The following is a 14,320-nucleotide window of genomic DNA, read 5'->3' on the forward strand; positions in this document are numbered from 1 at the left end:
TTTGATATTTTCTTGTTTGATTAAAATAAATCGTCATCGCAAACACGAAGCAATGACGTAATTAAGAAATTACACTTTCACTTCCCAACCCTTTTCATACTCCCTGCGCCAAAGCTTTTGAGCTTCGGGGTCATTTAAAATATGACCGTTAGCAGGATCGATATGCAATACACGATCGACGCGATATGAGATATTGCCTAATTGCGGCAACAGGGTTGATTTGAAACCGATCTCAATCGGGCAGTTCAGTTTATCTGTCCCTCTTACTGAATCGACAAAGTTTTTCATGTGGAAGCCATCCAGCGCCTCCGTTGGGCTTACCTTGTTGGTGCCATCAACCTTGGTATCATCTTTAACTTCTTTTACCAGTTTGTTATCACCGTCATAAACCCGGTAACTATTGCCGCTATCATAAAACAGCGTGCCTTTATCTCCATAAAATACTACTCCCCTGCTTAACTTTTCAATATCGAAGCCATTGCAACTACGGCATTCCCATTCTGCAGCGGTATTATTGGGGAAATTGTAAAGGATGTTTTGCGTATCAGGCGTTTGCCAGTCGTCATTAAAATGGAAGCGGCCGCCTGTTGATACCACTTTGCTCGGGTAATCAACACCAAGCCCCCAACGGATTACGTCCAGCTCATGCGTACCGTTATTCAGCGCCTCCCCTGTACCCCAATTCCAAAACCAGTGCCAGTTATAATGGATCAGGTTATCCTGGTAAGGCCTTCTTGGTGCCGGTCCCTGCCACAAATCATAATTTAAATTGGCAGGTACAGGAACCTGTTTGCCTTTACCAATGCTTGCGCGATGATTGGTATACCAGCCCTTTGCATAATAAGTGCGACCGATCACCCCGTCATGCAATTCTTTTACCATAGCCTGCACATTAGAGAATGAGCGGCGCTGGCTCCCCATTTGCACCAGTCGTTTATATTTTTTTGCCGCTTCAACAGCCATCTCCCCCTCGTGTGGATTATGACTGCAGGGCTTTTCTACATACACATGTTTGCCGGCCTGGCAGGCCATAATGGTTGCGGGTGCATGCCAGTGATCGGGCGGTGCAACCACTACTGCATCAAGATCTTTTATCTCCAGCATTTTGCGGATATCTGTTAATCCCTGCGGCTTTTTGCCTGTTTGCTTATAGATGGCATCAATCGTTTTAGCAACTACGTTTGCGTCAACATCGCAGATATAACCTATCTCCACATTGGGTAATTTGGCAAAGCTTTGAGCAAGGTATAGGCCCCGGCTGTTAGTGCCCATCATTCCTAATACTACTTTTTCGTTGGGCGATCCTTTAAAAAATCCGGAAGCTTTTGATAGTTGCGGCGCAAGCACGAAACTTGTACCAGCTACGGCAGTGGATTGAATAAACTTTCTACGATTGATCATATTCAAAACAGGTTAATTGGGTTGATAAGCACGCCCCGGCGGACTGCCCCGCAAATTAGCTAAGTTTTGGAAAGGGCTAAAGCTATCCGGCCATTTTTTTATGAAGCAATTGTAATTTAACTGTTACTTAATTGAGCGGAAAGCGAAGATCATAAAGGTTACTTAAGCTTTTAGCTTTTAAAGCAGAAAGCCCCTGTAAAGGGGCTCCGGGAGTATTAATTTGCAGGACATGCTTTAAACAAGAGGCTGTATCGAAAATACATCAAGCTTTGAAGTTTGAAAATTACGTACACGTTTGTATACGCCGTTGCCGTTGCTGCTTCCATCGGTATTGGTATTTCCCTCAATGGTATCAAATAAATCGCCATGTACGCCAATAACAATACCTGTATGTACCCAGTCGTTGGGCGTTTTCTGAACCAGGAAAATATCGCCGGGCCTTACCACAGCAGAATTAGCCCTCACTGTTGCAACACGGCTTAACAAACCTTTATTAATGCCGGTAGTACCCACAGTATCGCAACTATAAGTTAGCGGCATAAGTGTACGAAAATCTTTTCCTAACTGGCTTGCAGCCTGGTCAATGATGGTTTGTACAAAACCCATGCACCAAAACCACTCCGTTCCTTCATTATTATCCATATAGGCCCGCACCCAGGGACCGCAATTACTTTGCCCCTTAACAGTAAGTTCAAATGGCGCGTTGCTTAAATGCTGAATAGCTGTATTCACAACCAATTCCCTTAAGCCGGTACCTGCTACCGGGCTTTTAAATGCTTTTATCATGGGTTGGCATAACTCACCGAAAACATTGCTGTCTACAATGCCGGTTTGCGGTAGGCTTTTTGCCTTTTGGAAATTCTTAACCGCTGTTTCGGTGCCTGGGCCGAAGCTGCCGTCAATGCCTGTTGCTGTACCTGCCGAAGGATTGGTAACCGCATACAGGTTAAGCCAGCTTTGAATTTTACTTACTTCTTTTTGATTGTTTGAGGCACCGCCTTTTTGTTGGGTAGCCGATATAGCTATTTCTTTGAGGTATTGTTTTTTGATCATAAAGGAAAGGTTTAATAGTGATAAGGTTTAGATATCGTAATAATGGATATTTCATTACCTTCAAAAGCAAAGCTAAAGCAATCATTACAACTATAACAGCGTACTGTTACGGGATTTAACAGGAAAGCTTACGTAGTTTTACGTAAGCTTTCCTGTTAATGCTTTTAATATTGTATTGGCAGCGGCACCAGCTTTAAGTTCTGACGCTGATGCCAGTATGGATATATTGGGTCTACCTCGCTGGCGGCATCCAATTTTTTTGCCTGCTCAACCGTCAAATTCCATCCTATTGCGCCAAGGTTTTGCTTAAGCTGTTCTTCGTTACGTGCGCCAATTACCAGGTTGGCAATAGTAGGCCTTTGCAGTAACCAGTTCAATGCTACCTGGGCAACTGACTTGCCCGTTTCTTCGGCAACTTCATCAAGGGCATCAACAATGTTATATAAGTGATCAAAATTTGTAGCCGGGCCATGGGCGCCGCCCTGCACTGTTCTTGAATTTTCGGGAATTGGCTGTCCCCGCCTGAACTTGCCGCTTAGCTGGCCCGACGACAGCGGGCTCCAAACAATAGTGCTTACTTTCTGATCGATGCCTAACGGCATTAGCTCCCATTCAAACTCGCGGTTAAGCAGGGAGTAATAAGCCTGATGGGCCACATATCGGCTCCATCCATATCTTTCAGACACCGACAGTGATTTCATTAAATGCCAGCCCGAAAAATTGGAGCAGGCAATATAACGCACTTTACCGCTGGTAACCAGATCGTCCAAAGCCCTTAGTGTTTCTTCAACCGGGGTATTGGCATCAAAGCCGTGCATATGATAAATATCTATTCTATCGGTATTTAAACGACGAAGACTGTCTTCGGCCGATTTGATCAGGTGATAGCGAGATGAACCATAATCATTAACGCCCTGCCCCATAGTAAACGTGGCTTTGGTTGAAATCAGTACTTCATTGCGGAGGCCTTCCAGGGCTTTACCTAATATTTCTTCAGAAATACCGTGCGAATAAACGTTTGCGGTATCAAATAAGTTAACACCTGCATCAAGGCAGATATTAACCAGTTTTTTTGCCTCATCAATCTGAGTATTGCCCCATGCTTTAAAAAACTCATTACCACCACCAAATGTGGCTGTACCGAAACTTAATACCGGCACCCGCAAACCAGATGCGCCTAATTGTCTGTATTCCATAGTTTAATGTTTTATGATGTAAAAGGCCGCAGCCTCTATCACAAATTTATGCGGAATGGATTGCCCGGTGGATTTTCACACATCATAAGTTTGTCATTTATGAGTGCTGTTTCATTGCATACAAATAAACAAATATTAGTTTTGGGTAATGATTGTAGACCCGCTAAGCGTTTCCATTTTTGAGATGAGGCTGGAAGAAATCCATCACCGCGATCCTATGTTAAGATATGAGATCAGCATTCGTGATTTTATTGCCTTATTCCCGCTTAGAATAAAAAATGGCAGACCGTTAAAACCCGAACAGCCTTCCTCCTTTGCACTCGATAGGGATGTTTTTTTGCAGGTGCTTGTTGCATTTAACCAGTCATTCAACTAATTAATCCGCTCTCCCGTGTTTCGTCCAATCAGGAACACTTCTAAATAACAAATAAACAATTTTAGCGACATGCCAAGTTTTAACTTTGGCCAAAATTTAACACATGGAGAAAACTAAACTTACCATTAATAATAACGGTTCGGTTAAAATAGAAGGCGATTTTGAAATAGTTGATATGCAAGGCAACGCTTACGGTTTACAGGGCCGTACTGTAGTTTCTATTTGCCGTTGCGGCTTATCGGCAAACAAACCATTTTGCGACGGTTCTCACAAAGGTCATTTTGAACATAATGCTATCGCATTTGATCTTCCGCCCAAAAAAGTGTAAACAATTGTTTTAATATACATAAAGCCCGGTGTTTAATTACATTGGGCTTTTGTTTTGTACGCGATTTTTAAAATAATCTGCATTTTTGAAAACTATGCTTAAATCAACAAGGCGGCACTTTTTTCATATAGGTTATCATGGCGCCAGGTATTCCGGCTGGCAAAAACTTTCTAAAGCAATTACAGTGCAGGAGGTGATTGAAACGGCCCTCTCTAAAATACTGAAACAACCAGTTGCCATTAACGGTTGTGGCCGTACAGATGCCAAAGTACATGCAAGTCAGTATTTTTTTCACGCGGATATTCCTGACAATTTGGATTTCGACCTGTTATTTCGCCTTAACAAATTGCTGCCGGATGATATTGCTGTATTTGATATCATCCCGATGCAGGGAGATCCACATGCCCGTTTTGACGGCGTATTGCGCACCTATGATTATTTCATCCATAATTATAAAGATCCATTTCTTAGTAACTTCAGTTCACTTTATCCGGATCAGGATCTTGACTTGAATGCAATGAAAAAAGCTGTTTCCATCCTGCCTCATTACACCGACTTCCACGCGTTATGTAAAACCCCCGACAGGGTTGAACACACTATTTGTCAGGTAAAATCGGTAGGGCTTTACATTGATGACAAAGGTGATAAGCTGAGGTTTAATATTACTGCCAATCGTTTTTTATATAGGATGATCAGGATCATTGTAGGCCGGTTACTTGAAATCGGCAAAGGACAGATGAGCACCGATGAATTTGAGTTCTATATCGCCAACAAACAACCGCCCAAAATCATTATCCCTGCTCACCCTCAGGGTTTATACCTTTCCAAAGTGACTTATCGTTACCTTGACCTTGAACCGCGGTCGGCATTTTCACTGCTCAACAGTACAGGCTGGTACCCCCTATAACATTTATTTGCCATGGCAAACACATACAAATGGGGGTTAACAGGGTTAACACTTTTTAAATATGACATTTACAAATATCTAATAATCAGATATTTAAGTCAAAGCAAGGGTTACACTAAACTGATATTTTCGAGCACTTAAACATGTCCGAATGTTTGTGCTGGTTATCGGCAAAAGCAGGTACAGATGAATCCAGGAACATTAACCGCGATCAGGCCCTAAAACAAGTATCATTTGATACTGATTGCTCATCAAGATCATAACATTATAATGTTAGCGATCTTATAACAAATCGTCGCCGCTAAATATTTAGATGCGGTTCCCCGCCTTATCTGCTGATTTTTAAAAATATAACGCGTTAATTTGGTACTTTTGCACCCTCATTTTAAATTTTAATAAGTATCCTGATGGCGTGGTCTGATAAATTGAAGCTTAACAAACAATTATTGCGTTCGGTAAATGAAGCCGGTTTTGCAAACCCTAAAGAGCTTCAGCTTAAAACCATCAACCGGATAATTGGCGGGCAGGATGTTATTGCTATTGGCCCGGAAGGCAGCGGTAAAACCACCTCTTACGTATTAGGTGTATTAAACCGCTTTAACTATGCTCCGGAAGGTGTTCCGCGTGTATTGATCCTCGTGCCCGAAAAAGAAAATGTATTTGCTGTTATAGAACAATTTGACAGGCTTAACAAAAATAAATCTATCCGCATAGTTGGTTTATATGTTACCCCAGGCTTTGAAAGCCAAATGGACGACCTTGCCGATGGCGCCGACATTGTTGTAGCCACTCCCGACAGGGCGAGGGCCATCTATCTTAAACTGGCTTTAAATTTAAATAAGGTTGATTTGCTGGTGATAGATGATGCCGATCAGATAGTAAAAAAAGGCTTGCAATTGCCGGTTGTTGAACTGGCTAACAGTATCGACAAGGGCCAGCACCTGGTGTTTACCGAGGTGATGCACGCCAAACTTGAAAAAATGCTTGATCCGTTCATGAGGCAACCGGCTACAATTGAGGTTGATGAACTGAGCGAAACGGCTATTGAAACCCATGAGCAGCTTTTATATAACGTACCAAACTTTGGCACCAAGCTAAACCTGCTCAATTTATTCATGTATGATGAAGAGCTGTTTACTAAAACCATTGTATTTGTAAACACCCAAACGACTGCCGAAAAGCTTTTTCAAAGCCTTAAAAGCCGTTTACGTACCGGTGTAGCATATTTAAACCCCAAGTTTTTCGACTCAAAAGGGTTCAAGACCATTGAAGAATTTAAAGCCGAAGCGGGTGCAAGGATCCTGATCGTGACTAACGAAAGTGACGAAAACCTTAACCTGAGCGGTATCCCCTTCCTGATCCATTTTGATTTGCCTGCAGATAATGAACTGTTTATTAGCCGTGTGGCAAATCCTAATCCTGACGATAAGGAAGAAACGCTGGCAATGACATTTGTTACTGATATTGAGTTAAGCCAGGTGAAAAAGATTGAGCAGATGATAGGGAATAAAATTCCTGTAGCCGAGCTGCCGGATGACCTGGTGATAGTAACCGAGTCGAAGCCTAAAAAAGCGGATGCTAAGGAAGACGTTAAACCCGCAGGTGTAGGTGAAGCTTTTCACGAAAAAAAGGCATCAAATGCCAAAACTTATAATTTAAGCGCCAGTACCAAGGCTAAAATGAATAAAAAGAAAAAGCATGGATAAAAGGCTGTACCATGGCATCACCATCGCCCTTACATCATGCTGAGTAATAAAAAGTTGGAATCTGCGAAGGTAAAATGACATCAAACAAAAAGAGGGGCTGTCACCCTGAGCCTGTCGAAGGGTCGCGCGCAGAGGCCTGCCCACCATGCTTCGACTGGGCTCAGCATGACACCCGTTTTAAACATCTCATGAGTGATTTGTTTCGGCACGGCAGACGACTTGCTCAGCATGGTCGCTTAGCAAGTGGGATGTTGAAACAGGTTCAACATGACGCGTTCCTGTGAATATCACACTATCTCCAAATACAACTCTTCTACCTTTTTCCTTGCCCAATCGGTTTTTCTTAAAAATTTGAGGCTTGATTTTATACTTGGATCATCGTTAAAACAATTGATCCGGATCCGTTTGCCCAGTTCTTTCCAGCCAAAGTGAGCTACCAGTTCATTAAGGATCATCTCAAGGGTTTTGCCATGTAAGGGGTTATTAGGCTGTTGCTGCATATGGCAAAAGTAAATGTTTGTTTTGTTAAAATGGTATAACAAAATTTGTTGCCCTCCCGTTTAAATAGTAAATGATATTAGCTGATTTTTAATAAAAGGTAAATTTTATTAAATTTAATGCTACCAATCATGCACGGTTAAACCACTTCTTCAATTTGCCCAAAAATATTTTAATGAATAGCTATAAGTGTTATCTTGTTTTATTGTTGCAAGCTATTTCGTTATGCGTGTTCTCACAAAACCGCCCCATTCATTTTCAGCATATCGGCAGCCGTGAAGGGCTTTCTGAGTTAAACATCAATTGCATTATGCAGGACAGCCGCGGCTTTATATGGGTGGGCACTCGCGACGGTCTTAACCGTTATGACGGTAACAAATTCAAAGTTTTTAAAAGCATCATTACCGATACTAACAGTATCAGCAACAGCTTTGTTCAGGATGTACTTGAGGACAAAAACGGAAACCTGTGGATCTCGACCAGCGGTGGCGGTTTAAACATGTACGACCGTAAGCTTGATCGTTTTATCCATTATCGCCATAATCGAAACAATACCAATTCAATTGCGAGCGATATTTTAGTTAAGATAGCGCTTGATAAAAGCGGCAATCTGTGGATCTCGAATCAAAAAGAAGGTCTTGATCAGTTTAATATCGCTAAAAAAAAGTTTACCCATTACCGGTATAATGCAGCTGATACAACAAGTTTAAGCGACAACAATGTCCGCACAGTTTATGTAGACAGCCAAAATAAGCTATGGGTAGGTACAACCTATGGCGGACTAAATCTTTATAAGCCCCAAAGCAATAATTTTACCCGCTTTGTTCATGACGAAAGCATCTCTTCTTCTATATCAGCCAATAGGGTCAATGTTATTTTGGAAGATAGCGATCATCGTTTATGGGTTGGCGTGAGTGACGGGGGCCTTAACTTGTTTAATCCGGCAACCCAAACTTTTACTCATTATAAGAATGATCCGCGCAATAATAATTCACTTTCGTACAATACGGTACAATGCCTGGTTGAAGACAGTAATCATAACTTATGGATAGGTACGGAAAACGGTGGGTTAAGTATTTTTAATTTTGCCGAGGGAAAATTTAACAACCACTTTGAGGATGATGTAGATAACAGCAGCATTGCTAACAACTCGGTTGATGTGATCCTGAAAGATAAAAGTGGGAATATATGGATCGCTGCATTTGCATCAGGACTTAACTTTTATAAAAAAACAAGCGAAAACTTTATACACTACAAGCACAGCGCGCAGCTAAATAGTTTATCAAACAACTTTGTATTAAGTATTTACGAAGACAAAAATAATAACATATGGCAAGGCACTGATGGCGGCGGCCTTAATCTTTTCAACCCGGAAAAGGGTGAGTTTAAGGTTTATAAAAACAACAAAAATGACAACGCCAGTATTTGCGGCAATTATGTTTTGGCTATACAGGAAGACGCCAAAAATAACCTGTGGATTGGCACCTGGGGCGATGGGGTAAGCATGATGAACCCTCAAACCCGCAGGTTCAGAACATTTAAACACAATCCGGATGACAGTACAAGTATAGGTGGGAATAACATTTACGCCATCACTAAAACACTTGATGGAAAACTATGGTTTGGCACGCTTGGGACAGGGCTTGATTTATTTGACCCTAAAACCAACAGGTTTATTCATTACCGTCATGATCCCAGCAACCCCAAAAGCATAAGCAGTGATAACATCAATTCACTGCTTGGCGATTCAAAAGGTAACCTTTGGGTGGGCACTAATGATGGAGGCGTAAACCTGTATGATGCTGCAACTGATTCATTTAAACCGGTGCAATACGAAAAACTGAACAGCGCGGTAGGCAACAACACAGCGCTTGACCTTTTTGAAGATCACCTGGGTAATATCTGGATCTGCACTTACGGCGGTATCTATCGCTTAAATCCTGCTTCCGGTAAGGTTACAAATTTTAAAGCAAAGGATGGCCTTCCCAATGATTACGCGTACGCGGTTGAAGAAGATAATAGCGGTAATTTATGGATCAGTACCAATAAAGGCATTTCCAAATACAATCCTAAAACTAACCAATTCAGGAATTTTACTATTGAGGATGGTTTACAGGCCGACGAGTTTAAACCTCACTCGGCTGTAAAAAGTCATGATGGCACCATGTACTTTGGCGGGGTTAACGGGTTTAATATGTTTAATCCCGAAAGCATCCATGAAAATATATATAACCCTCCACTGGTACTTACCGATTTTCAGATTTATAACAAATCTATCCGCGTAGCTCAAAACAGCGATGATCCTTCGCCCCTGAAAGAAGATATTTCTGAAACTAAATCAATAACCTTAACGCATGATCAATCGGTTATATCGTTTGCATATGTATCTATGGACTTTGCCCTAAGCAACAAGGGAACGTATGCTTATCTACTCGACGGCTTTGATAAAGCATGGAATTATGTAGGCAATAAAAACACGGCCACGTATACCAATCTGCCGGCCGGAAATTATGTATTCAGGGTGAAAAGCCGCAGCGCCGATGGTAAATGGTCTATCCGGCAGGTAAGCCTGAATGTAACTGTGCTGCCGCCTTTCTGGCTTACCTGGTGGTTTATCAGTTTGCTGATCGTGCTGATTGTTACGGCCATTTATGCATTTTATCGCTATAAAGTAAATGCCATAGTGAAACAAAAAAACCTGCTTGAAAAGCAGGTTAGCGAACGTACCGCCGAGGTAATGCAACAATCGGAAGAGTTGAAAACACAATCCGAAAATCTGCAGACCTTAAATGCCGAACTCCAAAATCAGTCAGAAGAGTTACAGGCTTTGAACGAAGAACTGCTTTCCCAGTCGGAAGAGCTGCAACTGCAAAAAGAACAGGAACGTGAGGCCCGGGAGGAAGCCGATAAAGCTAACCAGGCCAAAAGCATATTTTTAGCTACCATGAGCCATGAGATCAGGACGCCCATGAACGGCGTTATTGGCATGGCCTCGCTGTTGGGTGAAACCGAACTGAATGCCGAGCAGCGTGATTATACAGATACCATTATTTCCTGCGGAGATAGTTTGGTAAATGTGATCAATGATATCCTTGATTTTTCCAAAATCGAATCAGGGAAGATGGAAATGGAGCAGGAAGATTTCGACCTGCGCCAATGTATTGAAGAGGTGATGGATATCTTTTCACAAAATGCAGCCAAACGCGAACTGGAGTTGGTTTACCAGATTGACCCCGCCCTGCCCCGGCAGGTTATTGGTGATAGTTTGAGATTAAAACAGGTGCTCACTAATTTAACCGGCAATGCACTTAAGTTTACCGAGCGCGGCGAAGTATTTATTAAAGTATTTTTATCCAAGAATATTGGCGATAAGGAAATTGAGATTGGTTTTAGTGTGATGGATACCGGTATAGGGATCCCAGAGGATAAATTGACAACCTTGTTTAATGCTTTTTCGCAGGTTGATTCATCAACCACGCGCAAATATGGAGGCACCGGGCTTGGCCTTGTGATCAGCCAGCGCCTGGTAAACTTAATGGGGGGCGAAATATGGGCTGAAAGTGTTTATGGAGAGGGATCTGTTTTTGTATTCACCATAAAAACAACTATCAGCAACAAGCAGTCGAAACATGTACCTATTGTTTTTAATGCCGAAGAGCTTGAGGGCAAAAAGGTGCTTATTATTGATGATAATAAAACGAACCGCTTTATCCTGCAAACGCAGCTCGAACAATGGGGAATCCAAACGGTGGCGGCGGCCTCGGGCAGGCAGGCGCTTGAGATCCTTACTGCCAATAATGGGTTTAACCTGGTTATAACCGATATGGAAATGCCTGAGATGGATGGTGTAGGATTGGCCCGGGAAATCAAGAGCAATTATACAGAGCTGCCGGTAATTATGCTCAGTTCCATAGGTGATGGTTCAAAGAAAAAATATCCGGGCTTATTTTCAACTATTTTAACCAAACCTGTAAAACAATCGCAATTGGGTAAAAGCTTACAGGCCGAGTTCCAGGGAAAAAAACAGGCGCCGGCTCCTGAAATAAAGCCGGATAAATTGCTTGATGTAAATTTTGCAAAAGAGCACCCTCTCAGCATACTTGTAGCAGAAGATAACACGGTTAATCAAAAGCTCATTAGCCGCATGTTGGAGAAGCTTGGCTACAGTTTTGAACTGGCCCATAACGGATATCAAACGCTCGATAAGTTAAAAGCCGATCCAACCTTCGACGTAATTTTCATGGATGTACAAATGCCCGAGATGGACGGTTTTGAGGCAACCCGCTACATTCGTCAATATGCTTTTAAGCAGCCTTTTATCATTGCTATGACCGCTAATGCCGGCCCCGACGACCGGGATATGTGTATAAGTGAAGGCATGGACGATTATATTGCCAAGCCCATGAAAACCGAAGCACTGATCAACGTTTTAAAGGGCGCTTACAAAATGATAAAAAATGCAAAGGGCAAGTATGCATAGCGTTGAAAGCAATAGTTGCTATTGGGATGCCACACCCCAGTAACAACTATTGCGGATTTTTTTTAGAATGGCAGGTGTTATGCTTGACACTTCATGCTGATATTTATTTTGGTTATTGAGCACGTACATGGTACCGCTGGTATTATTATAAATATATGAGCATAAACGTGTGTCTTCACCATCTTCGTCCTTTTTTACATCAACCCTTATACCGTTGGTTTTGTTACTCGTGTCCGGCGTTAATGCCGGGGCCGACGCTTTTACCCAGTTAATGGTATAATTTATGCTTTGCGGCGAAATACCATTGGTATTTTCTTTGTAGCTTTTACTATCCTGAATAACTGCAAGCAAACATTTTACGCATGGATCGCCCACCGTTGCCTCTCCATATTTTTTGCGCGGATTATTGATCACGCTATCTTTTTTACCTGCTACGGTAACTGTTGTTTTTGAAATATCCTTTGATACAGGTTTGGGCTTGTTTTGTTTGCAGGCAAATATGGTCATCGCCAAAGCACAAAAACAAATACATGGTTTAAACAGAATCATGGTTTATAAATTAGCTCTTAACTTATATACATCATTTTAGCCGTTTTGTGTTATTGTGTTTTGATATACCAAATGCGGTATTAATCTATAAATTGAGTTTAAACAATTTAAACATAGATTTTATTGCATTTAATGGACAGGTAAAGGACAGTTTTTCTATAAAAATTTCTTAAAATTGCCTGATTTATTTTGCCGGGCCGGTTAATTAGCGGCAGGACTTAAACCATCATAACAATTTTAAAAAAACGGGGTTTACCTTGTTATAAATAACACTGCGGCATATGCAGGATATCATAATAAAATGACTAATAGCGGTACAGGTTCAAATTTAACAGTTGATGTGGTTTTAATTGGCGCAGGTATTATGAGCGCCACCCTTGGTGTAATGCTTAAAGAGCTGCAGCCCGATCTGACGATTGAAATTTTTGAACGCCTGGATGTTATCGCTGCCGAAAGCTCGGCCCCGATGAACAATGCAGGTACCGGCCACTCGGCATTTTGTGAATTAAATTACACCCCCCAGCTTCCCGATGGTAGCGTTGAGATAAAAAAAGCTATTAAAATTGCCGAGCAGTTTGAAACCAGTAAAGAGTTTTGGGCTTATCTTATTGAACAGGGCCTTTTAAATAACCCGCAAAGTTTTATCCGTAAAGTCCCGCACATGAGCTTTGTTTGGGGCGAAGAAAACGTTGAATATCTAAAAAAACGTCAGCAGGCCCTTACCAAACATCACTTTTTTAAAGGGATGGAATACTCGGAGGATAAAGCTCAGATAAAGAAATGGATCCCGCTGGTGATGGAAGGCCGCGATCCTGATGAAAAAGTATCGGCAACGTTTATGGATATTGGTACGGATGTTAACTTTGGCAGTCTTACCAGTGCGCTTATAGACGAGCTTAAACAAAAAGGGGGCGTAAACATAAGCCTTAATCATGATGTAAGGGATATTAAACGCAATGCCGACGGTACCTGGAAAATTACGGTAAAAGATAAAAACACTGGCAATAAAAGAAAACTGAATGCTAAATTTGTTTTTGTTGGTGCCGGTGGTGGTGCCTTGCCCCTGCTGCAAAAATCAGGGATCCCTGAAAGTAAGGGCTTTGGCGGTTTCCCGGTAAGCGGCCAGTGGCTGGTATGTAACAACCCCGATGTGGTAAAACAACACGAAGCCAAAGTTTATGGTAAAGCATCGGTTGGTTCGCCGCCAATGTCGGTTCCTCACCTGGATACCCGGATGATTGATGGTAAACGGGCTTTACTTTTTGGCCCATATGCAGGTTTTTCAACCCGCTTCCTAAAAAAAGGATCATTGCTTGATCTTTTTGGCTCTATTAAACTAAACAATATACTTCCCCTGCTTGCTGTAGGGCGCGATAACTGGCCTTTAACCAAGTACCTCATCTCTCAGGTTATGCAATCGCCTGCCGACAGGCTTAGTGCCCTTAAAGATTACATGCCGACGGCCAAAGCCGAAGATTGGGATCTGGACATAGCCGGTCAGCGTGTACAAGTTATAAAAAAGGACGCCAAACACACTGGTGTGCTGGAGTTTGGCACAGAGGTGGTTACTTCTGCTGATGGCAGTATCTCAGCCTTGTTAGGCGCCTCACCGGGCGCATCTACTTCGGTACCTATTATGATCCAGCTTATCGAGCGCTGTTTTAAAAACCATGTCAAAACGGAGGCCTGGCAGCAAAAATTCAAACAGATGATCCCTTCATACGGTGTGTCATTGGCTAACAATGAAATATTAGCCGATGAGACAAGAGCGAGGACAAGTAAAGCGCTGGGATTGGTGTAGTAGTTATTTAAATTGGGGAATATAC

11 protein-coding genes are annotated in these 14,320 nt (G+C 42.1%); 6 read left to right on the top strand and 5 right to left on the bottom strand.

Annotated features, from left to right (window positions below; genetic code table 11):
- Positions 1-69: 69 nt before the first annotated feature.
- From MusilaSJ_RS03770 to MusilaSJ_RS03780, 3 genes are all read right to left on the bottom strand, one after another.
- Positions 70-1,401 (bottom strand): Gfo/Idh/MocA family protein, encoded by a 1,332-nt coding sequence (locus MusilaSJ_RS03770; RefSeq protein WP_274988734.1) that lies wholly within the window; start codon positions 1,399-1,401, stop codon positions 70-72.
- Between the two features lie 234 nt (positions 1,402-1,635).
- Positions 1,636-2,454 carry a peptidoglycan-binding domain-containing protein gene (locus tag MusilaSJ_RS03775; protein ID WP_274988735.1) on the bottom strand — a complete coding sequence of 273 codons (819 nt, stop codon included), beginning with the start codon at positions 2,452-2,454 and terminating at the stop codon, positions 1,636-1,638.
- A 164-nt stretch (positions 2,455-2,618) separates the two neighbouring features.
- Positions 2,619-3,650, bottom strand: a complete 1,032-nt coding sequence (locus tag MusilaSJ_RS03780) for an aldo/keto reductase (protein WP_274988736.1) — start codon at positions 3,648-3,650, stop codon at positions 2,619-2,621.
- A 148-nt stretch (positions 3,651-3,798) separates the two neighbouring features.
- Here MusilaSJ_RS03780 and MusilaSJ_RS03785 point away from each other — a divergent pair, with 148 nt between their 5' ends.
- The 4 genes from MusilaSJ_RS03785 (at position 3,799) to MusilaSJ_RS03800 (ending at position 6,967) form a co-directional block, all read left to right on the top strand.
- A complete protein-coding gene (locus MusilaSJ_RS03785; RefSeq protein WP_274988737.1) occupies positions 3,799-4,026 on the top strand; it encodes a hypothetical protein in 228 nt (75 codons plus the stop codon).
- A gap of 103 nt (positions 4,027-4,129) precedes the next feature.
- Entirely contained in the window at positions 4,130-4,354 is a 225-nt protein-coding gene (locus MusilaSJ_RS03790; protein WP_090525766.1) for a CDGSH iron-sulfur domain-containing protein, read from the top strand.
- Between the two features lie 94 nt (positions 4,355-4,448).
- The gene (locus MusilaSJ_RS03795; protein ID WP_274988738.1) at positions 4,449-5,261 is read left to right on the top strand and encodes a tRNA pseudouridine synthase A; all 813 of its coding nucleotides are present in this window, start codon (positions 4,449-4,451) and stop codon (positions 5,259-5,261) included.
- Between the two features lie 407 nt (positions 5,262-5,668).
- Positions 5,669-6,967 (top strand): DEAD/DEAH box helicase, encoded by a 1,299-nt coding sequence (locus MusilaSJ_RS03800; protein ID WP_274988739.1) that lies wholly within the window; start codon positions 5,669-5,671, stop codon positions 6,965-6,967.
- Positions 6,968-7,254: 287 nt separating this feature from the next.
- Here MusilaSJ_RS03800 and MusilaSJ_RS03805 read toward each other — a convergent pair whose 3' ends face one another.
- The gene (locus MusilaSJ_RS03805; protein ID WP_274988740.1) at positions 7,255-7,467 is read right to left on the bottom strand and encodes a VF530 family protein; all 213 of its coding nucleotides are present in this window, start codon (positions 7,465-7,467) and stop codon (positions 7,255-7,257) included.
- A 173-nt stretch (positions 7,468-7,640) separates the two neighbouring features.
- Between MusilaSJ_RS03805 and MusilaSJ_RS03810 the strand changes: the two genes are divergently transcribed.
- Positions 7,641-11,945, top strand: a complete 4,305-nt coding sequence (locus MusilaSJ_RS03810) for a hybrid sensor histidine kinase/response regulator (RefSeq protein WP_274988741.1) — start codon at positions 7,641-7,643, stop codon at positions 11,943-11,945.
- A gap of 18 nt (positions 11,946-11,963) precedes the next feature.
- Here the strand turns inward: MusilaSJ_RS03810 and MusilaSJ_RS03815 are convergent, their stop codons facing one another.
- Positions 11,964-12,494, bottom strand: a complete 531-nt coding sequence (locus MusilaSJ_RS03815) for a hypothetical protein (RefSeq protein WP_274988742.1) — start codon at positions 12,492-12,494, stop codon at positions 11,964-11,966.
- A 301-nt stretch (positions 12,495-12,795) separates the two neighbouring features.
- On the opposite strand from MusilaSJ_RS03815, the gene MusilaSJ_RS03820 reads away from it, so the two are divergent.
- Positions 12,796-14,295 (top strand): malate:quinone oxidoreductase, encoded by a 1,500-nt coding sequence (locus tag MusilaSJ_RS03820; protein ID WP_274988743.1) that lies wholly within the window; start codon positions 12,796-12,798, stop codon positions 14,293-14,295.
- The last annotated feature ends 25 nt before the right edge of the window (positions 14,296-14,320 follow it).

It is taken from the genome of Mucilaginibacter sp. SJ (genome assembly GCF_028993635.1).
Lineage (GTDB): Bacteria > Bacteroidota > Bacteroidia > Sphingobacteriales > Sphingobacteriaceae > Mucilaginibacter.

Excerpts from the sequence above, each read along its gene's own strand:
- MusilaSJ_RS03770 (WP_274988734.1), bottom strand. The coding sequence starts at position 1,401 with ATGATCAATCGTAGAAAGTTTATTCAATCCACTGCCGTAGCTGGTACA.
- MusilaSJ_RS03775 (WP_274988735.1), bottom strand. The coding sequence starts at position 2,454 with ATGATCAAAAAACAATACCTCAAAGAAATAGCTATATCGGCTACCCAA.
- MusilaSJ_RS03780 (WP_274988736.1), bottom strand. The coding sequence starts at position 3,650 with ATGGAATACAGACAATTAGGCGCATCTGGTTTGCGGGTGCCGGTATTA.
- MusilaSJ_RS03785 (WP_274988737.1), top strand. The coding sequence starts at position 3,799 with ATGATTGTAGACCCGCTAAGCGTTTCCATTTTTGAGATGAGGCTGGAA.
- MusilaSJ_RS03790 (WP_090525766.1), top strand. The coding sequence starts at position 4,130 with ATGGAGAAAACTAAACTTACCATTAATAATAACGGTTCGGTTAAAATA.
- MusilaSJ_RS03795 (WP_274988738.1), top strand. The coding sequence starts at position 4,449 with ATGCTTAAATCAACAAGGCGGCACTTTTTTCATATAGGTTATCATGGC.
- MusilaSJ_RS03800 (WP_274988739.1), top strand. The coding sequence starts at position 5,669 with ATGGCGTGGTCTGATAAATTGAAGCTTAACAAACAATTATTGCGTTCG.
- MusilaSJ_RS03805 (WP_274988740.1), bottom strand. The coding sequence starts at position 7,467 with ATGCAGCAACAGCCTAATAACCCCTTACATGGCAAAACCCTTGAGATG.
- MusilaSJ_RS03810 (WP_274988741.1), top strand. The coding sequence starts at position 7,641 with ATGAATAGCTATAAGTGTTATCTTGTTTTATTGTTGCAAGCTATTTCG.
- MusilaSJ_RS03815 (WP_274988742.1), bottom strand. The coding sequence starts at position 12,494 with ATGATTCTGTTTAAACCATGTATTTGTTTTTGTGCTTTGGCGATGACC.
- MusilaSJ_RS03820 (WP_274988743.1), top strand. The coding sequence starts at position 12,796 with ATGACTAATAGCGGTACAGGTTCAAATTTAACAGTTGATGTGGTTTTA.